The sequence below is a fragment of the Spirochaetales bacterium genome, from assembly GCA_016930085.1.
Taxonomy (GTDB): domain Bacteria; phylum Spirochaetota; class Spirochaetia; order SZUA-6; family JAFGRV01; genus JAFGHO01.
The window spans coordinates 40,109-60,611 of record JAFGHO010000104.1; the positions used below are offsets into that span (position 1 = coordinate 40,109).

Genomic DNA, 20,503 nt, shown 5'->3' on the forward strand with positions numbered 1-20,503 from the left:
GGTTTTCCGGATAAGCCCCGTCATACGACATGACGAAAACCGCTATCCCGCTTTTCTATTCGACATCATATTCGGCGATCCTTATGTAATAGTTTTTCTTTTTCTCATAATAAAGGCTTACCGTTTCTCCTTCAATCCTGAACGTACCGGAAAAGAGACCGGCGGACCCATTGTCGAGTTCGCGGTAAACTCCTTCGATATGGACAAAGACTTTTTCCAGACCCGGGGCCCGGATTTCGAATGCGGCCTCCGTATCCCGTTTCAGGGGGTTGTATATCGGCGTGATAATAGAGATGTTCTGGTTCGGGTCGATACGGGGAAAGGAGTAGGGTGTTTTTTTCATGGCGGTGACCGGAAAGGAGACAAGCTCATCATAGTGCGACGAACCGGACGCTTCGGTTATTTTGACAAATACCTTGATATTATAGCGGCCCTTTTCCGGAAAGGAGACATGGAAGGTATATCTTCCGTCGCGGGACTGTATAAAGCTGCGCCCTTCGATCGGCCGGCCGAATAGTTCCTCCGTCTTTTTGAACAGCATCACCGTCAGATCGAGGGTTTTGTCTTCCGTTTTCATGGTAATGGGAAAGGGTTCTGTCACCTCCGGGTTGTAGGGAAGGACGGGCGATTCGACGGAGATTCCGTATTTACCTATTTCCGTGCTGCAGGAAGGGAAAATCCTCTTCGAACCGGATGCCGCCTCGAAAAAAATTAGTCCGATGGGGAGATATATGTCTCCGGTTTCCGCTCCGTCAGTCTGTCTTGCCGCAAGAGTCAAATAATACTTTCCCGCTTTCGGAAAGATAATCGAGAATGTTTCAATCGAGCCTTCCCTCCGGCGCATGAAACTGGGAAAAATCCTGAACTCCTTTTCCAGGGAGATCACTGCACCGGAGATCTGAATTCCGTGGGGAACCCCCAGGGTAACGTCGATCCTGTCCTTCGTTTTTGTGACAAGGGAGAGTTTCGATTCCAGTGTAAGGCCGAGTTTGAAAAAGCGTCCCTCGAATTTGGGCCGGTTGTGAAATTCGGCGAAACTCAGGGGTTTGTCGATAAGCTGCCAGACAGGGTTTTGCGGAAAATGGGAATGGAGAAAGCCGTCGGGCGGGGTGCAGAAATAACCGGTATCGTAGCTGCGTGTGAACTTCGTGTCCGACACATACCCCGCGTCCCAGGTACAATCGACGAGGTACCATCCCCCTTCGAGCAGGACCGCGTTCCATGCGTGATTATTGTCGAATGCCTTTTCACGGAAGGCGCTGAAGCCGGCCCCCCTCCCGTAGCCGGTGACGACAAGACAATCGATGCCCGCCATCCCGCACATGGCGGCGAAGAGGTTCGCGTATCCCGCACAGACCGATGAACCGCGACGGAGCACCTCATGGGGCTGCACATAGGCGACCTTGTTTTTAAAATAGGCATCGGCGTCGTAGTTGATGTTCATCGCGATCCAGTCGTGGATCGCCTTCGCTTTCCTGAACGGGTCGTCCGTTCCGGCGGTAAGCGCTTCGACCAGTGACACAAGATGCTGCTTCGGTTTCTTTTTAACACGGTCGGTCAGCCCGGCGAGCTTTGTGCCGGGTTCAGTATCGATGGCAATGCCGGAAACGGCACGTACACGCTCCCAGTCGCTGCCGGGCTGCGGATCAGCGTAAGAAGCCCCTTCCGTTTCGGGCATAAAAAAGAGAGAGAGGAATCCGCCTTCGCCGTCCGTCATCAACCCGAGGCAGGCTTCCAGACAGACGAGGAATAGCAGGATCATACCGGAGATTACCGCTTTGTCACGTATCTGATGCATCGTTCGGTCCCTGTATTCGAGAAAATTGTATATACATTAAAAGAATAGCGGAAGAAGGACCGGTTTGCAAGAAATAATCAGGGGAAGGGGGCGTATCGCCGTGCAGAAAAAAATTAATCAATTGACCCCTCTATGTCGTTTTTTTATTATTATATTCACTTTAATTTTTTTTCTTTTGCCTTGCTTTTTGTGAAGCTTCGGCTGCCTGGAAATAAATGGAATTTTTCCATGAAACGGGAAGATTCTTGACAGATGCTTTATCAAGGGCTTTATACATTTTTGGCTTTAGATGTATATCAAACATACTATGACATGACGGACACAGCATGAGGAGATTATCTCCGTTTTTTAATCCTTCGGCGATAATATGTGCTTTCTGCCTGATCATTACGTAATGTCCGCACATTTCACAAATACCTTCTATTGATTTGTTTTTCATTTGTACTTCCTCATATAAAATGACAGCGTCTTTACAGCCTGTATGGAATCGTCACCCATTGATGGACTTCCTCCCAGAAATCCCTTGTATTTCTTGTCGCGAGACGCAATGAATGCTTTATTGCGAGTGCGGCCTGGAAAGCGTCCGGTAATTTCAACCGGAACAATCTTCTTGTCTCCGCCGCCTTTTGTATACCATTGAGATGATCGATGATGATAACCGTATCAATCAGATATGTCGCATTCATGGTGCCGTTCCCGTTCTTTTCTCACATTATCAACATATTCCCGGCCGTCGAGATGGCGATTTTTCTGTATACCGGACGTTTCCAGAATAATATTCTCGTTTTCTTAATTCTGTTTTTTTTCTTGAAATTCTTTATAGCCGCACGAATGGTAGCGGCAAGTGATTGATGATGTCTGTGGCTGTAATGGTCGAGCCATGTTTTGATGTCGTCGGGTATCGTAATGATTGTCCGTGCCATTGTTTTCTCCTTATTATATATCATATCAATGATATGATAACTATCGAGGGTTTCAATTATTCTGGGTTAAAAAAAATTTGCTTTTTGCCTTTTAATTTATTATATTGATTATTGGATGAAATACACAGTAGTTCCAGACGAGAGGAGGATAGCGTCATGAATTAGGAGCTTTTGAGTGTATTTATATGTTTTTCCCGTCACAAGTAATCTTCACGAGAGGTTGACGGACGGCACAAAGGGGAAAACCGCTTTCCTTGCCGAAGGAAATCCCTTTCTTTCACCGTCGACGTTCCTCAAATACCAGTATAATCAACCATTTCTCACGCTACTCCGGATACGTCAGGGGCTTCGATACCATACGGTAAAAAAGCAAGGTCTTTTTCCTGTATGTCAAAAAGTCTTTTATCATCAACGCCATTTTATCAAAAGGAGGAATGATCGTGCGTATTTTAATTATCGATGATTCAATGGTTATGCGTAACATCCATAAAAACATTCTCATTGAAAACAAGATCACCGAAGAAAGTTTTTTGGAAGCCCGTGACGGCACATCGGCTTTGATTATGGCAAAACGCGAACCCATCGACATCTTTCTGGTCGATTGGAACATGCCCGGATTGAACGGCCTGCAGCTGATAAAAACGCTCCGGCAGATGGACAACTACAGGGAAACACCCATCATCATGATCACGTCGGAAGCGGCAAAATACAATGTCATGGAAGCGGTGGAAGCCGGTGTTTCGGACTACATCGTAAAACCGATCAAGGGCCGTGTCCTCTGGGACAAAATCTCAAAATATTTCGGTGGATAGGAGGCAAAATGTGAAAGCGCAATACATAAATCCGTTTCTGGAAGCTTCAATACATTTATTCAAGGATTTTCTGAATGTAAAGCTGCGGTACCTGAAACCGTTCGTCAACTCGGACTCCCAGAACCTGAACGAGATCTCGGCAATTATTGGTTTGGCGGGCGATACAAAAGGCGCGGTTGTCCTGAGTTTTGAACGGGATACCGCGATCAAAATGGTCGCCCGTTTTTCAAAGAAGAACTATTTTGCCTTGAGCAGGGAGGTGATCGACGGTGTTGGGGAACTGGTGAACATTCTGGCGGGGAACGCGAAAAAAGATCTTCTGGATTTTCGTATTACCATCTCCCTGCCCGGCGTTATCACGGGGAACAAATACAAGATCAACTGGCCGCAAAACATCCCGGTTATCACCATACCGTTCGAAAGCGAACTGGGTGCTTTTACCGTGAACGTTTCACTCAAAGACAAAAAAGACTGACGGACGATTATGAAGAGTGAACGATCAATTGTCGAAGGAGATGATTATGTCAATAGAAAGCTTGTTTGCATTATCTAAGTTACCGGAAAAAAAGAAATGGGTATTCAGTGAGGAAGAGATCACGAAACTTTTCTGGAAATACAAGGGGCAGCTGCTCGAATACAAGAGAAATGCCGCGTTCTGGGCCGCGACAAACGAGAATTTGAAGACCGCCTATGAAACACTCGATGAACAGGAGCAGGCGCTCGAACGGGCATACAATCTGAATAAAAAATACCTCGACAATATACAGGAAGGACTGCTGCTTATCGACAGGAATTTTATCATCCTGAGCCAGTATTCGACTTACCTCAAGTCATTATTCATGACCGACAAGATCGAGGGGGAATATATCATTGATTTTCTATTTCCGGACAAAAAGAAAAATATCCAGGAATGCATGGAACTGGAAAAGTATCTGACAATTCTTTTTCAGAACAAACAGGCCAGCATGGAAATGATCAATGAACTCAATCCCCTCATCGACAAGAAAATCCTCATCATGCGGGAGGGGCGTGAATATGAAAAGACCATCAATACCAGATTTATCAGGATATACAAGGAAGAGGAGATCGAACACGTCATGATGATTTTCGAGGACAAGACGGAATCGATCAGAATGAAGAAGGAACTCGAAAAGGAAAAGTCGAGGAACAAGGCGGAACTCGACTCGATTCTCGCGATTCTTCGTGTGGGGCCGGACGCGTTCTTCGATTTTATAGAGGAGTCGAGCAGGATTCTGGATTCGCTGAACAATCAGGTGCCGGATATCGATAAAAAGAATACACTCAATATGATGTTCAGGCAGATTCATTCGCTTAAAGGATCGGCCAAATATTTCGAACTCAACCATATCGCCCATCTTTCTCACTCCCTCGAAGATGCGCTGTCCGGCTGTATAAAAGACGAGGGGTTGTGTACCACCGAAATCAAAAGAAAGATCAACGCGATGATAGGCCACCTGTGGACCGAATTCCAGATTATCGACAAGCTGAATACGAGGTTTCAGATGTTCTATGAGCGGGCGGCCCAGCGTAACAATGACAATGGGACGGTCAAGTTATCGGGTTTTTTCAATACACTCAAACGGATGACCAAAAACCTCGCGAAGGACCAGAGCAAGGAAGTGCAACTTCAAATCAAAAATGATCTGAACGATTTTCCCTGTTTCAATCAATTGAAAACGCCCATCATACAGATAATCCGTAACGCAGTCTCTCACGGGATCGAGGATACATATGAGCGGTTGAGTCTTAAAAAAAAGCAGATAGGGAAAATCGATATGCGGTTTCATAAAGACGGGGACTCCTTTGTCATTGAAATAACCGATGACGGCCGGGGCCTTAATTTCGAGAAAATACGGGAAAAGGCGGTCGTAAAACACCTTATTCCGGACGATGTCAATTCAGTCCCCAAGGAAAAGCTGCTTCAGATCCTTTTTAATCCCGATTTCAGTTCACAAGAGGAGGCCAACGAAATATCGGGAAGGGGTTTCGGACTCGACATCGTCAAGAATGTTGTTTCGGAATTGCACGGCAAGGTGACCGTTGCCACGAGGCCGAATATCGGGACCCGGTTTACCATTAAAATTCCCGATACGAAGGGGGGGGCGCGTCATGTCAAATGACCTGATTTATTCCAAATTCAAGAAAGTATGCGATTCGTTCGTGCACAACGACAAAGCGGGTGCACGGAAACAGGCAAAGGAACTCGTCCTGGAACGTATGCCGGAGGATATCACGAATGAGGCGCTGTTGTCCCACATATGTACCTCCTCACTCATCGCGCGGCTCGACAATGCATCGTATCAGATGAACAATCTCTATCTTACGCATTTCGAGATACCCCAAATCGAACTCTTTTATAAAATGCACAGGGCATATCCGCAGGTCGCGGCCAGTCATTATATTGCGAATCAATTTATCGAGCAGATGATAGGGAACCTGTTGTCCGTCACCATATTCGATATCGGGATAGGCAAAGGGAAACAACTCGAATCCCTTCTCTACTCCCTCTGCGACCGGGGATATAATATCCGGAACGTCGTCATCATCGGTCTTGACCCGGATCCGGAAAACCTCTCGAGCTGCGAAAAGACCTTCATGCAGATGAACGGCAGGGTTTATTTCGACGTCGCCTTTCATCCCATTTGCGATCTGATCGAAAACCTCGACGAAAAGGATTTCGGCCATATTCGATCGATCGCGGAAGGTAATCTTGTCATCAATTCGGCATACGCCATGCACCATGTGTCGCATCCGATAAACGATACGGAATACCGGACAAGACTTTTCGCGAAACTCAAGTCCCTCGATCCGCTATTGTTCACCCTCACGGAACCGAACGCGGATCACGACAATGAATCGCTTTCGAGGAGGGCGGAAAACTGCTGGCGGCATTTTTCCGTGGTGTTCAATCTTGTCGACCGTTCGGATTTGAGTGAAGAACACAAACTCGTTATCAAGGATATGTTCTTCGGCAGGGAAATACGCGATATTTTCGGGGTCAGCGATCATTTGCGGAGTGAACGCCATGAAAGCACGGAAAGCTGGATGCTTCGGCTCAAGCGTGCGGGATTCCGGCCCTACGATTGCGGCCATATAACCGTCCGGCTTCCGGATTATTGCGAGGTGGATATCGGAAAGGGGCTTGTAAGACTCGGTTACATGACAACCCCGCTTATTGCCGTCTTCGCATACAGGTAGATTGAAAAAGGAGGATGCTATGTGTGAATCAGAATTAAAGGTATTCGGCGCATTGATTATGGGATACGCGCAGGCTTGCCTGAATCTCAATATTATCGCGGGAAGGAAAGTATCGGAGTTTCTCGGAGATATTCAGCCGACCGAATGGTACCCGCTCAGCCAATGGACCGAACTCGAAAAAATCGTCGTGCAATCCTACAGAAATGCGGACGCAATCCTCGAACGCGTCGGCATGGAGATGATGCTTGCCTGGTACAATTTCGGTCCGGGGAAAGATATAATCGTGAAGGGAATCGATTTTCTCCATTTTCAGACGAGTTCCGAAGGGTACGCAAGTGTCGTCAAGGGTCCGGCGGAAAAGGTGGGTTCGTTTTCATTGAAATCGGTGGACGAGAAAGAAGGAAAGGCGGTCGTTCAAACGACAACGCCTTTTCACAGAAAAATGGAATGCGGCGTACTTATCGGCGGCATGAAGGCCCCCGGCGATATCGATTATATCGATGTCGTCAACGAGGGAGATTCCGATACGCTTGAAATCGAGTTTCACTAGACGCCTATGACATTGGATTCATTGCTCAACAGGGAAACACCTCCGCCTCCGGACGAGTTCAATCTGGATTACGAGGAGCTGGTCAGGTTTTTCTGGAAGTACAAGGGACTCGAACTCGAAGCGAAACGCAATACCGAATTCTGGGAGGCTACAAATGAAAATCTCAAGGACGCCTATCACCGGCTCGACAATCAGGAACGGGAACTCGAACGCGTCTACGGCCTGGTTCAGGAAGACCTTTCTGTCGCCCACGGCATACAGGATGCACTGCTTCCCTCGTTGCAGACGGAAAAAGGCGTTCCCTTTGAAATCGCAATATACAACAAGCAGCTCAAGGAAGTGGGGGGCGATTACTTTGATTTTTTCAGGACGAAAAGCAATCATTTCGCGGTCGGCGTTTTCGATATTTCCGGACACGGCGTCTCCGCCGCGCTTATCATGGCATACCTGAAGTCGCAGTTCACGCTTGTCATGGAAAAGTGCGATTCACCCGGGGAGATCGTCGAACAGGTCAACCTCCTCTCCATGGCGTTTTTCAGAAAAATAAAAAGGTATGCGGTCGTCAACCTGGTCGTGATAAGGCCCCGGCATATCACGTATGTCTGCGCCGGGGGATACGGGATTCTCGTTCATGACGGTATATTATGCAGTTTCGCAAAAAATTCCAATTTTTTGGGTCTGAGGGAAAAGCCGTTTGACGATTTCACCCTTCCCGTCGTCCGGGGCGATCTTCTGGTACTCCATACCGACGGTATCATCGAGACACAGAACAATGACGGGGACGATTATTCCGCCGGCCGGCTGCACCGCCTTATCAGGGAGCACTGGAGGGACGATGTGAATGAAATACTCAATTGCTGCATACAGGATTACAATAAATTCAAAACCGGTGATCAGGACGACGTCACATTGATAATCATTCGTTTTTAGGAGGAGTCTATGGAATCGACAAAAACAAAAAAAGCACCTGATATTTCGTTGGCTATTAACGTCAAACCGCTCTCATCACTCTCGTATGGGGCATCCAGTCTGTTGGGAGATATCAATGCGCTGCTTGCGAAATTTTTTTATTCACAGACGACGGCAAAAAAGGTGTATGTGACGCTTTGCGAGCTTGTCTCGAATGTCGTCGATTATATCCGGTTTCCCGGCAGCAGTCTGAAAGTCGAACTGAAGTTTTCCGGTGAGGATACGATTATAAAGGTAAAAAACAAGGTGGACAAAGACCGGTTTGAGAGTGTCAAAGCCCATATCGACAGTATCAGGGAATCGGGGGATCCCGTTACTTATTTTTCGGAAACGATTTCAAAAAAGAGAAAGGAAGGGGTGACTCACGGCCTGGGACTTTTACGGCTTTTTATCGAGAGTTCGCCGCGGATTTCGGCTACATTCAATGACAAAACGTCCTATATGACAATCGAAACAAAACTCGATACAAGGAGTCTGTTATGTTGATACTTACCTATGGAGAAATCATCGAAAGCGGCACAAGTGTTTTTACATCGGTCGCCTATTTCGATAAGGGAAAGCTTGTCCTTTCATTCAAGGGGGTGATCCGGGTTGATAATCCGGGGAAACAGCTTTTGCCGTTTATCATCGAACTCGCGCAAAAGCTGAGGAATAAGGAAATCGATTCCTGTGAACTTGATTTTTCCGAACTCACCTACTGCAACTCGAACGGGTTTTATTCACTCATGGATATAGCGGAAACCATATACAAAAATACGCAAAGTCCGGTCACGGTGAAACGTCTGAAAAATGACGACTGGCAGCAGCAGATTCTTCCGATTCTTCTCAATCTCGATGAAAAACGGATCGCCGAAAGAACCATTGTCGTGGACCTGGATTGATGAATGTCACGATACCGCATTCGGGGAACAACTCCTCCGGAGGCGGTTTTTAACGTTGTGGTTATGTGAAAGGATACTCCGTCGTGAGGTTGTCGAACCTCCGGGGGTATCCTTTCTTTTTCGATTATGCTTCGAAGGAATGCCTTGTGCGCCGATAGTATTGAAACCAGGCGTGATTCTTTCAGGTGATACTCCTTGTATAATTATTTTCATACATTGTCTAATGCAAAAAAGTACGTGCTGCTTCGTTTAAATGCTAAACTCGACAGACTCCTAACGTTTTCTCCGATTGACAAGGCCGCGGAGTAATCTTACAATTGTATTATGAAATCACATTATAAAATGATTATAACGTTGTCCTGTCTGCTTTCTTTTGTTTTTCCGGTCGCACTACTTTTTGCTGTGGATAATATCTCTCTTGAAGAAGCGATCGGGGACATGCGGGGTCTCGTGGAGGAGAAGATCGCCGGATCTCCCGGGGACGATGCAAAAACGATCGCCGTGTATCGTTTCACGGAAAACGGAGGAAGGACAATGCTTGGAGATTATATTTCGAGTGAAGTCGCTTCCCGTTTTTCACGGACGGAGAACGCGCGCATCAAGATTTTGTCGAGAAAGAAAATGGACGATATTCTTGCCGAGCATGAGTTTCAATTCTTGGATTTAACAGATGCCGCAAAAAGCGTCAAGATCGGAAAAATACTGAACGCCGAATATATCGTGACCGGTGATATCTTCACTGCAAAGGATACCGTCAAACTCAATATACTCCTGATCGACATCGAAACCGCTGAAATCGTGATCGGCAATTCGTACTCCATTCCGGTCGATGCCGATATCGCGGCGTTGATCGATGCGGGAAGCGTTGAAGGGTCGGGGACGGCCGGAAACGGAAAACCGGAACTTCCAAAGCCTCCCGTGACGCCGGTATATGTTTTTACAGACGGCTTTGAAAGGTTCGATGAAAGTTTCTGGACGAAAACCTCGGTAAACAAGGAACTTCAACTGGAGGCGCAGGACGGAAAACTCGTCATCACGGGTAAATTCAGGAAGGGCCGGCTCAACAGCATCAATGACGTGGCCTCGAAACCCTTCAGAGTGAAATCCTTTGCCATGGAAATCGGTTTCAGGGACCCGCTTCGTTCGTCCGAGGCAATCGTCTTCAGCGTCGAAAATACGGGATATCCGTTTTTTGCCGGTTCCGCGGGACTGGCTATGGCCGTCAATTTCGAGAAAGAGTACTACAAGTTTTCGTGGTTCAAAGACGGTGAGTGGCATTACAAAGAAGAAGCGCTGAAGCTGGATCTCCTTGGAGACGAGGATAAGACATTCCACCGTCTCAAACTCGTTTTTGACGAGGAAACGAAAACCGCATACGGGTACCTGGACGATACCCTGATCGATGCGACGGGCGATTTTACCTTCAAGCGAAGCGAAAAGCTTACAGTCAATCTTCAGATGCGGGAGTCGGTCAGCGATACCGGCAAGGATGTTCGGGTGGAGTTCGACGATTATAAAAGTTCGATCGCGTTTTAGGGCGGTATCAAAGGTTAGCAGGTACAAACGCGGTGTTTGCCGAACCGGAATCATTCGGGGATAACAGGCTGATACGATTCGCCGCATGTAACGATTGCAATACATTCGACTCCCGTCCCTGAAAAGGTATGTTTGAACAATCCTTTTTTCCAGAGACAATCCTGGAACGTCACCAGGTCTTCGAGTTCCGCGGAAAGCCCACCGGTTTCGCAGATTATATCGATTAAGCCTAAAAGAGAATAATTCTCCCCTTCTTTTTCCACAAAACATGAATAACAGCCTTCCCGCAACAGGAGTTCGAAGGTCGAACTTCCGTCGGTCTGTTCTTCCGTTATGATGTCGATCAGTTCATAGTTGTACATACTCACGTCTTCCGGCGGAATGGGAAGTCTTTCCCTTCTGACACGGAGGCGATACCGGTAGCCGAGCCGGTAAATGTTGTCGAAACCGGCGATTGTATCATGCAAGTAATACCATCCGGGGGGGGGTCCGGGATAATCGCTTCGTGCAATATAGGTGATTGCCGGACCTATCCCGACATTGACCGCCGCCTTGTAATGGTGTATTTCGATGATCATTTCAACGGAATTGTTCACTGCTTCGCATCCGGAAAGGAAAAGGAGGAGAAAGCATATCGTACAGGATTGTATCGATATTTTCTTCATCGGCCACTCTCGCTTAAAGGTTATTGACAGAATCCCTCGATCAGGCCCACGTAATATTGGGCGATCAGCAGGGCGTCGATGATGTTGACCGACCCATTACAATCGGCATCTGCGCTTTCTTCATCGAAATTCGCCGGGTCGAGACCGACGTAGAACTGTGCCGTGAGGAGCGCGTCAACGATATCGATCGTTCCGCTTCCATTGACGTCGCCGCGTTCACCCGTGACAATGCCTGTCGGCGCGAGTGAAGGAACGACGGTTGTTTCGGGGGCCGGCGTCTCCGTCCCGGACGGGGGCGGTGACGATATTTCTCCTGACGACGCATTGAAAGAGATCGACGCGCTCGAATGGTTGAGATACTTGTCATAGACAAAAATATCCGCGATGTGATCCCCTTCGAGATATTCGGCCGCATTCACGGTAATCGAATCGAAATTTTCCTTAATGACGGGGGTACGTAATCCGCCGTCGATGTAGACTTCCGCTTTCACCGTCTCCTGTCCCGCGGCAAGCGACATGTTCAGCATACCGTTTTCAAACCGGGCCGAAGCGATGTCAAGCGACGGTGGTGTCGTGTCCGTTATCTGCGAACCGCCCGCCCACGGGCGGGTTCCCGCAAACTTCTTTTTCACATCCATGACCCTGGCGCCCTTCACCGTGATGCAGGAGGCGTCGATGTTCCCGGCGGAACTCGAGTTGAGGTAGGTGAGATGGGGAACCGTACCGGGGTCCCAACCGATCAGAAACGCCTCGACCGTATCAACCGCGACGGCGTCCGTTCCCGCCAGAATCAGCCTCATGTTCATCTGATCGGCTTCGAGGGAGAGTGTTGCTTCCGCCTGGCCCGGTCCGTTCTGAAAACCCTGGAGTCCGTCCATGACGACGAAATCGATCGGCTTGCAGAGATTCCAGTCATGGATCCATGCGTGGAGATCGGCGGAGAAATGACTTACCATATTCAACCTGAGGGGATCGTCTTCGGCGGTTCCGTAAATGTTCGCGGGCGGTCCGCCGATACCGACGTTTTTCAGCGCGCCGGTGATGCAGGCGCTCGAATGATTTTTCAGGGTGGGGACGCTGATGAGGACGTCGGCTTCGTAATATTTCCGGTTCATATAGTACGATGTATTGAGTCTTCCGTTGGGAAGCTCGACCTGCACGATACCGGGGGAATCGAAATCCTGCCAGCCGCCGCTGTCTTCCTCGATCGCGAGGATGCCGTCCGTCCCGGGAATATCGTCATGATTGTAGCGAAGCTGTTCCATGACGGGCCGTGTGGGGTACGCCGAACCCTCCATCACATATACCGTTCCGTCGGGATTGATTTCACGGACGAGTTCGACGATCGCCCGTACGACCCGGTAATCGGTCGTGATACCGTTGACTTCGGGGGGAAGTGGTCCCTCCACCGTTTCCATAATGACGAGATTCGGTTTAATCACCACGCTGTCGCCGTTTTTCACGATCGCCTCCAGTCCGCCTGAGAGTTCGACGGCTTCTGCGACCAGCGCTTTAATGTCTGAGTACTCGAGATCGGCAGCCCGGGCTTTCCGTGCCTGAACGACCGCGACCGTCGACTGTGGAAGCTGAACGGCGCTGTATGTGCGGCTGAACATGCATATGATGATAATGGAGAGAAGACTAAAAAGGACAACCTGTTTTGTTCTCGAAACTCTTAAATCTCTTGAAACGTTCACTGTTACTCCTTTCGCTTTTTTATTATGTTTTTTTTATTCGTTTTGGCGATACAGGAAGTACCATGTCATGCATTCTTTCGTTTTTATAGTATCCCGGGAAGAAGCTTTTGTCAAGGTTGTTTTGGATCCCGCCGAAGCTTGCCGAATAACGATAAAGCCTGATTTGACAGGGGAAGGAGAATCATATATGATGAGGTAACGATAACGCAAACGGTATATGATGTTTAAAATGACTGTCCGGATTGTATTGGATTTCACCCATTGATGCATCAGGGTTTCTCCGATGTCGTTGTACTACGATTCAACTTATAATCTTGCAATACAGCTTCCGTTGTGATATAATTGAGTCATTTTGTTGAAACAATAAAATATTTTAAAAAGGAGAAAACAATGAAAAAAGGGAAAAATGTATTGTTGGCCGGGCTGACGATCGTCCTTCTCCTCTTCGTCGCGGGGGCGGCAGGCGCACAGCGCCAGGCGGAGAGACTCAACCGCGGACTTGTTGCTGTGTCGTCCGGGGGCGGATATTTTCTGTCCTGGCGTCTTTTCGGGGATGAATCCCTTGATACGGGATTCAATGTATATAAAGGTTCGACAAAGCTCAACTCCTCTCCGGTTACGAATGCCACCTGCTATCAGGATGCAAGCGGGGGAAGCGGGACGTACACCGTACGGGCCGTAGTGAACGGACAGGAACAGGCGGCAAGCGAGGCCGCCAGGGTTCTTTCGACCAATTATCTCTCCATATCCGTGAATGTCCCCTCCGGGCATGAACCAAACGACGCCAGCGTCGGGGACCTCGACGGTGACGGAGAATACGAGATCGTGCTGAAGGTGGACGCGACAAACGCCAAGGACAATTCGCAGTCGGGGGTGACGGATGTGGTGTATCTCGATGCCTACAAACTCGATGGAACACGGATGTGGAGCATCAATCTGGGAAGAAACATCCGCGCCGGCGCCCATTACACCCAGTTTATGGTGTATGACCTCGACGGCGACGGGCTTGCGGAGGTCGCCTGCAAGACGGCCGACGGTACAAGGGATGGTGCCGGTAACGTCATAGGGGACGCGAACGCCAATTACGTGAACTCCGACGGTTATATTCTTTCCGGTCCGGAGTTTCTCACCGTATTCGACGGCCGGACGGGACGTGCCCTGTCCACGGTCGATTATCTGCCCGCCCGCGGGAATGTTTCCGATTGGGGAGACAGCTACGGGAACAGGGTGGACCGTTTTCTCGCGTGTATCGCCTATTGCGACGGTTCGAATCCCTCTCTGGTCATGTGCCGCGGCTATTACACGAGAACGGTGCTGGTGGCGTGGGATTTCCGGAACGGAAACCTCTCGCACCGGTGGACCTTTGACAGCAACAGTAACACCTCGTATGCGGGACAGGGAAATCACAACCTGAGTGTCGCGGATGTGGATGGGGACGGCAGGGACGAAATCGTCTATGGATCGTGCTGTATCGACGATAACGGAACCGGCCTCTGGAACTCCCGGCTCGGACACGGCGATGCGATGCATTTGAGTGATATCGATCCGAACAGATCGGGACTGGAAGTGTGGGGTATTCATGAAGGCGACGGCACGCCCGGTTCCGCGCTGCTCGATGCGCGAAGCGGTTCGATCATATGGCAGACCGGTAACGCCGATGTGGGCCGGGGCTGCGCCGGGGACCTCACCGCATCGTATCGCGGTATGGAATGCTGGGGTGGGACGAGCGGTCTCCGTACATGCACGAACGGAAGCGCCGGAAACTCGCCCGCATCCTCCAATTTCGTCGTCTGGTGGGACGGGGACCTGCTCCGCGAACTTCTCGACGGCACATCGATCACAAAATACGGCGGCTCCACCCTTCTTTCGGCAAGCGGGTGCTCCTCGAACAATGGAACCAAATCGACACCCCGCCTTCAGGCCGATATCTGGGGCGACTGGCGGGAAGAGGTGATCTGGAAAGCGGGAAACACCCTTCGCATCTATACGACGACCGCAACGACGAACTACCGCTTTCATACTCTCATGCACGATCCCGTGTACCGGCTCGGGATCGCCTGGCAGAACGTGGCGTACAACCAGCCGCCGCACACGAGTTATTTCCTCGGCGACGGGATGGGAACCCCTCCGCAGCCGAACATACGGTACGCGGGCGGGGGCGCCACAAGTCCTCCGAGCGAACCGACACCGACCCCGGAACCAACCCCCACTCCCGAAGTGCTCGTACCGGGGGTAACCTACAACCTTCAGGCGGAAAACGCTTATATGTCCAATGGAACGATCGACACGGAACATTCCGGCTATACCGGAAGCGGCTACGCGAATACCGCGAATGAATCCGGCGCTTACATCGAATGGACGGTTTCGGTAGGTTCCAACGCGGATGCGAACCTCGGATTCGTGTATGCCAATGGCGGGGACAGCGACAGGCCGTGCCGCCTTCTTATAAACGGCCAGACATGGGACGAACTCCCCTTTGCCCCTACCGGGGAGTGGACCGGTTGGTCGACCGTTTCCATGACGGTTCCCGTCTATACCGGGACCGTTACGATCCGGTTGTCGGCTACGGGAAGTGAAGGGGCGCCCAACATCGACCGGATGGATATCACCCTGCAAAGCGGATCAGTGACAACCCCGCCCCAGGAAACAAAGGGGGATGCAAACGGGGACGGCGCGATTAATATCGTCGACGCATTGGTGACCGCCCAATATTATGTGGGATTGTCTCCAAGCCCGTTCAGTGTTACCTCAGCCGATGCAAATTGCGACGGTAATGTTAATATTGTCGATGCGTTATTAATCGCTCAGTATTACGTCGGCCTCATCGACAGGTTCTGTTAGTCGATGATCGCCTGAATCGAAATGTGACACACCCCCACGGATGTTCGCGAGGAGACACGGCGCCGTGGGGTTTTTTTGTGCGGTTGTAACCGTGATGGTACGGCAATCGAACATGGACGGAAAAACAGGCGCGCCTTTTGAAATAAAACAAGGCGTCATATCACCGACCGAATTTCCTTTTCCGCCCTTTGAACAACCGCATCAGAGTATGGTATAGTTCCGGTGACGACGCCCATGAAAAAACATATATTCGGGTTTCATTCGGATGAAAACAAAAAAAACGTCCGGCACCGTATTCTCGATGTCGCCGCACGGCTTTTCTACAACCAGGGGACAAAGCATACGGGGATCAATCAGATTATCGCTGAATCGAAGGTGGCAAAGGCGAGTTTTTATCAGTATTTTCCTTCAAAGGAAGACCTGATCATCGAGTGCCTCGATATCTACAATGATACGATTACCCGCGTTATTCGAAGACTCATCGACCGCAGCAGGTCGATGCATCACTTTTTCAAACGATGGACCCGCCTGATTATGAGAAATGTGCAGAGGGAGACGGTCTTTAACGGCTGTCCCATCGCCAATATCGGATTTCAGATGGAACCCGACAATATCAGGCTCAAAGAAAAGTTCAGGGAAATTACCGGGGGCTGGCAGTCGATTATGACGGGACTTTTCGAAAAAGCCCGCAGGACCGGTGAAATTGCCGGAGATATTGAAAGCGATACCCTTTTCAGGGAAATCGTCCGGATAAACGAAGGCGCTTTTATCATGTGGCGGCTCACCGGTGACATTCACTATATCGAAGGAATGCTCGATTCATTCATGCGGCTTCTCGGGTAAAGCTGGCGTTTGTTTATTACCGGGACCGGGACAACCCGCATGGGTAAAAACCGCTACGGTGCCGGACCTTTCCGTGTCCTCTGCTTCCATTATCCGGCGGGATATAAACCGACCGGAAGAGAAAAACCGGACATGAGAAGAAAATCGGCCATAAATCCCTCCGTGTCCGCAAGCGTATGAAGGTTGTTGCCGGTCACCTGCCGCCAAAGGTCGGAGACCCTCTCCTGTACATCGGCCTGCAATTCGTAATCATCCATCCTGATCCTGTACCCTTCATCGAGGTTTACCGGGTGATTCCCGTAGAGTTTTTCCGAAAAAAGGCGGTAGATCTGGTCGATCGTGTTCTCATGAAGGCCTTTTTCTTTCATTACCTTGTAGAGAATCGCGATATAGAGGGGGACAACGGGAATCACGGCACTCGATTTCGTGACAACCGCCTTGTTCACGCTTACGTAAGCTGACCCGCGTATGGAAGAGAGAAGCCGGTTCAGACTGCGGCCCGTTGCCTCGAGATGCTTTTTTGCTTCGCCGAGTGTTCCGTTCCTGTAAAGCGGGGCGGTGAGGGGGGGGCCGATATATGAATAGGCGACCGTCACGGCGCCGGGTTCAAGCAGGTTGAATGCAAACAGCTTTTCTATCCAACCTTCCCAGTCTTCTCCTCCCATCACCTTCACCGTTCCCCTGATTTCCTCGTCCGTCGCCGGTTCGAGAATAAGTTCTTTCAAGGCCACCGTATTCAGATCGATTGTCTTGCCCCGCACGCTTTCTCCGATCGGTTTAATTACCCCCCGGTAGATTTCGGAAGTGACCGGGTCCCTTCTGACGGACGATGCGAGGCTGTAGACGACAAGATCGACCCTCGTCCTTGCGGATGAGAGATACGAACAAACCCTGTCCTTCATTTCGTGTGAAAAGGCGTCGCCGAAAAAGCTTTGATGATGAAGACCGGATTCCCCGGCGTACCGTTCGAAGGCTTCTGTCTTGTACCAGCCGGCGGTACCGTTTCGGGAACCCTCGGGCGGCCTCTCGTAAGCGACGCTCGTGGTTCCGGCCCCGCAGGAAAATGCCGAAACCAGACGGCTTGCCAGACCATACCCGGTTGAACCGCCGATAATGAGGACATGGCGGGGACCGGAAACGGGTTCTCTCCTTTTGAGGTTCTCGACGGCCACTCCGACCATGTCCCGGCACCCGTCGGGATTCACATTCAGACAGATATTCCCTTTGATTCGAGGTGTTGATTTCATCGACATACCCCCTTTTTGTTTGTTGATTATAATATACAGACAAGTCTGTCTGTTGTCAAGTGTTTTATTGGAACCCTATTGCGGGATACCGTGATCATTCACCGTTTGTCTTTTTCCGGCGGAAAAATGAGTCGACAATCGAATTGGATTGTGATATAATGGTATTCAAAAAAAGGAGAAATTCAATGAAAAAAGTAATGATTCCCTGCTTTATCATATATTTTTTATTATATGTGATGATACCGATGTATGGGGCCTTTGATACGGAAGCGTTCGATACGGCATCGCGCTTCCCGTCCCGTCTCCTCATCCAGTACACACCGGACCCCACCGCAGTCCCGACACCCACCCCGGTGACCACGGTCGATGTGACGGTGATTGACTTCGGAACAAAAGAACCGTTATCAGGTGCGCGCGTAGAGATACGATACCATGATGGGTTTTCGACAATCGGTCATACCGCCAGTACGGGAAAACTGTCGATTACCTACTATTCGGACAGGACAATCACGAGTGTGACCGTAAGTAAAGACGGCTATGATACCCTCGTCGCGGAAGAGATCGGCAGCGGCGTTTTCGAGCTTTCCGTGACAATACCCGATCCGGATAATTGTTACGAGGTAAGCGGCACGGTAAGCCGCCGCGATACGGGATCGCCCCTTGAAGGCGTCGTGATTCGTCTTCGCAGTTATCATAATGAAGCGTGGGAATATGCGAACACCGAAACCGGTGCGTCGGGTGACTATTCCTTGACTGCGTACACCGGTAAAACGGCTATAATTCTGATCGGGAAAACCGGATACGCCCCTTATTCGGTGGAAATCGAACCGGGAACCCATACGATCGATGTATCGCTCGAACCTGATCTTCCGGGAACAGGTGAAGTATGGGTATATCCGGCCGGGCAGACCGTTCCCCTTTACGAGCGGTTTACGATCGAGATTCACGCGAACACGGGAAACAGAAAACTCGCAGCCTATGGATTCCATGTGCGTTACAACACGAATATTCTTTCCCTGAATTTCGGTGTCGGAACGGACGGCGTGGTCGCCGGTCCAGACGGCTTTGTCTCGGCAACGGACGCAAACACACCGGGTGATAAAATAATATCGGGTTTCGATACCACTGGAACGGGGCCTGGTGAAGACATACATATCGTTACCGTCAATTTTATCGCGTTGGCGACGGGAACCTCGGATATCGACCTCATTGTCAATGATATCGTCGATCCCTTTACCTTTACCATCGGAACACCGGCCGGAACCGGCGGAAGCGTCACGGTATCGACCCCGGCTTTAGGGGATGTGAACCGGGACGGGCGGATCGGCATTGTCGACGCGCTCCTCGTTGCCCGGTGTTATGTCAGCGGGGATACCTCCATCCTGGATACGGCCCTGGCCGACGTCAATCATGACGGCAGGATTGATATCGTCGATGCATTACGGATCGCACAGTACGATGTGGGGCTGATATCGAGGTTTTAACTATCATAAGCGGACGGCGTTCTCCTGCTGTGGTCCGGCCGCGGTACGGGATTGTCCGGTAGACGGGGATGTTTCATTATCCCCCCGATATGAGTATATTATCCCATGATCCGCGCGGGACTCTGCTGTCTCTTTAAAAAGGAACCTGTCACATTCAGACAAACGACATATCGTTATCTCAGGACATTGACGCACAGGGAGCAGCGAGAACGGCTTTCACTCATCGCCCTGCATAACGCGCACGCCCTTTACGAAACCCTCTTGTACTGCCGCGATCACGGTATCGGTGATTTCAGGATCACGAGCCGTTTCCTGCCCCTTGCCACGCATCCGGCCTGCGGGTACGGCATAGAGGACCTTCCCGAATACGGAGAAATTGAACGCATCCTTTCCGAATGCCATGAATTCTCCCGCCTGCATGATATCCGGCTTACCTTTCATCCGGACCAGTTTGTCCTCCTCAACTCACCCTCACCCGACGTGACGGCCGCTTCGATCGGGGAACTCGTGTATCAGGCGGAACTGGCGGAGCGGGTCGGCGCGGATGTCATCACCCTTCACGCGGGAGGCGTCTTCGGCGACAAACCGGATGCCCTGAACCGGCTTTACGACCGGATTCCGGGACTGCCCGCCGCGGTGAAAACATATCTCGCGCTTGAAAACGACGACAGGTCCTATACGCCGGAGGATATCCTTTCGTTCTGCGAACGCCTTCAGGAACGGGGCAACACCCGGATTCCCTTTGTCTATGACGTCCACCATCACCGCTGCCTTCCCGACGGCCTTGCTGCCACCGAGGTGACGGAACGTGCGATTGCCACATGGAACAGGGAACCCCTATTCCATATTTCAAGTCCGATAGCGGGGTGGGGGCGGCCGGATGAAAAAAAACATCATGATTTTATCGATCCAAAAGACATCCCCGCTTCATGGCCCCGTCTGGATATTACCGTCGAGGTGGAAGCAAAGGCAAAAGAGTTTGCCGTTCTGGATTTTATTGAAAATACACGAAAAATGATCGCCTCGTTATAAACGATA

The 20,503-nt window shown here is 50.1% G+C and carries 20 protein-coding genes; 13 read left to right on the forward strand and 7 right to left on the reverse strand.

Going from position 1 to position 20,503, the window contains the following annotated elements; translation table 11 throughout:
- Window positions 1-55: 55 nt before the first annotated feature.
- From JW881_17635 to JW881_17650, 4 genes are all read right to left on the reverse strand, one after another.
- Entirely contained in the window at window positions 56-1,798 is a 1,743-nt protein-coding gene (locus tag JW881_17635) for a hypothetical protein (protein MBN1699346.1), read from the reverse strand.
- 160 nt (window positions 1,799-1,958) lie between these two features.
- A complete protein-coding gene (locus JW881_17640; GenBank protein MBN1699347.1) occupies window positions 1,959-2,237 on the reverse strand; it encodes a hypothetical protein in 279 nt (92 codons plus the stop codon).
- 31 nt (window positions 2,238-2,268) lie between these two features.
- Complete coding sequence (locus JW881_17645; GenBank protein MBN1699348.1) at window positions 2,269-2,484, reverse strand: hypothetical protein; 216 nt, start codon at window positions 2,482-2,484, stop codon at window positions 2,269-2,271.
- 21 nt (window positions 2,485-2,505) lie between these two features.
- A complete protein-coding gene (locus JW881_17650) occupies window positions 2,506-2,721 on the reverse strand; it encodes a hypothetical protein (GenBank protein MBN1699349.1) in 216 nt (71 codons plus the stop codon).
- A 440-nt stretch (window positions 2,722-3,161) separates the two neighbouring features.
- Here JW881_17650 and JW881_17655 point away from each other — a divergent pair, with 440 nt between their 5' ends.
- From JW881_17655 to JW881_17695, 9 genes are all read left to right on the forward strand, one after another.
- Window positions 3,162-3,533, forward strand: a complete 372-nt coding sequence (locus JW881_17655) for a response regulator (protein ID MBN1699350.1) — start codon at window positions 3,162-3,164, stop codon at window positions 3,531-3,533.
- A 10-nt stretch (window positions 3,534-3,543) separates the two neighbouring features.
- On the forward strand, window positions 3,544-4,008 hold the full coding sequence (locus JW881_17660) for a chemotaxis protein CheX (GenBank protein MBN1699351.1): 465 nt from the start codon (window positions 3,544-3,546) through the stop codon (window positions 4,006-4,008).
- Between the two features lie 46 nt (window positions 4,009-4,054).
- The gene (locus JW881_17665; protein MBN1699352.1) at window positions 4,055-5,674 is read left to right on the forward strand and encodes an Hpt domain-containing protein; all 1,620 of its coding nucleotides are present in this window, start codon (window positions 4,055-4,057) and stop codon (window positions 5,672-5,674) included.
- The gene (locus JW881_17670; protein ID MBN1699353.1) at window positions 5,664-6,752 is read left to right on the forward strand and encodes a hypothetical protein; all 1,089 of its coding nucleotides are present in this window, start codon (window positions 5,664-5,666) and stop codon (window positions 6,750-6,752) included. Before JW881_17665 ends, JW881_17670 begins: the two co-directional genes overlap by 11 nt.
- A gap of 19 nt (window positions 6,753-6,771) precedes the next feature.
- Window positions 6,772-7,302, forward strand: coding sequence for a hypothetical protein (locus tag JW881_17675; protein MBN1699354.1), 531 nt, complete (start codon window positions 6,772-6,774; stop codon window positions 7,300-7,302).
- A gap of 6 nt (window positions 7,303-7,308) precedes the next feature.
- Window positions 7,309-8,232 (forward strand): SpoIIE family protein phosphatase, encoded by a 924-nt coding sequence (locus JW881_17680; GenBank protein MBN1699355.1) that lies wholly within the window; start codon window positions 7,309-7,311, stop codon window positions 8,230-8,232.
- 9 nt (window positions 8,233-8,241) lie between these two features.
- A complete protein-coding gene (locus tag JW881_17685; protein ID MBN1699356.1) occupies window positions 8,242-8,757 on the forward strand; it encodes a hypothetical protein in 516 nt (171 codons plus the stop codon).
- Window positions 8,751-9,152 (forward strand): hypothetical protein, encoded by a 402-nt coding sequence (locus tag JW881_17690; protein MBN1699357.1) that lies wholly within the window; start codon window positions 8,751-8,753, stop codon window positions 9,150-9,152. The genes JW881_17685 and JW881_17690 overlap by 7 nt, the downstream gene beginning before the upstream one ends.
- Before the next feature lie 342 nt (window positions 9,153-9,494).
- Window positions 9,495-10,688, forward strand: a complete 1,194-nt coding sequence (locus JW881_17695; protein MBN1699358.1) for a hypothetical protein — start codon at window positions 9,495-9,497, stop codon at window positions 10,686-10,688.
- Between the two features lie 50 nt (window positions 10,689-10,738).
- Here the strand turns inward: JW881_17695 and JW881_17700 are convergent, their stop codons facing one another.
- Window positions 10,739-11,353: a DUF4377 domain-containing protein gene (locus JW881_17700; protein MBN1699359.1), complete on the reverse strand. Its 615-nt coding sequence runs from the start codon at window positions 11,351-11,353 to the stop codon at window positions 10,739-10,741.
- Between the two features lie 20 nt (window positions 11,354-11,373).
- Entirely contained in the window at window positions 11,374-13,050 is a 1,677-nt protein-coding gene (locus tag JW881_17705; protein MBN1699360.1) for a DUF362 domain-containing protein, read from the reverse strand.
- 390 nt (window positions 13,051-13,440) lie between these two features.
- Here JW881_17705 and JW881_17710 point away from each other — a divergent pair, with 390 nt between their 5' ends.
- Together JW881_17710 and JW881_17715 are read left to right on the forward strand one after the other, a co-directional pair.
- The gene (locus tag JW881_17710) at window positions 13,441-15,891 is read left to right on the forward strand and encodes a carbohydrate-binding protein (GenBank protein ID MBN1699361.1); all 2,451 of its coding nucleotides are present in this window, start codon (window positions 13,441-13,443) and stop codon (window positions 15,889-15,891) included.
- A gap of 234 nt (window positions 15,892-16,125) precedes the next feature.
- Window positions 16,126-16,734 carry a TetR/AcrR family transcriptional regulator gene (locus JW881_17715; protein MBN1699362.1) on the forward strand — a complete coding sequence of 203 codons (609 nt, stop codon included), beginning with the start codon at window positions 16,126-16,128 and terminating at the stop codon, window positions 16,732-16,734.
- Window positions 16,735-16,823: 89 nt separating this feature from the next.
- On the opposite strand, the gene JW881_17720 is transcribed toward JW881_17715, so the two are convergent.
- Window positions 16,824-17,981, reverse strand: a complete 1,158-nt coding sequence (locus tag JW881_17720) for a trans-2-enoyl-CoA reductase family protein (protein MBN1699363.1) — start codon at window positions 17,979-17,981, stop codon at window positions 16,824-16,826.
- Between the two features lie 185 nt (window positions 17,982-18,166).
- Here JW881_17720 and JW881_17725 point away from each other — a divergent pair, with 185 nt between their 5' ends.
- Entirely contained in the window at window positions 18,167-19,465 is a 1,299-nt protein-coding gene (locus JW881_17725; GenBank protein ID MBN1699364.1) for a hypothetical protein, read from the forward strand.
- 105 nt (window positions 19,466-19,570) lie between these two features.
- A complete protein-coding gene (gene uvsE, locus JW881_17730; protein ID MBN1699365.1) occupies window positions 19,571-20,497 on the forward strand; it encodes a UV DNA damage repair endonuclease UvsE in 927 nt (308 codons plus the stop codon).
- Window positions 20,498-20,503: the final 6 nt, after the last annotated feature.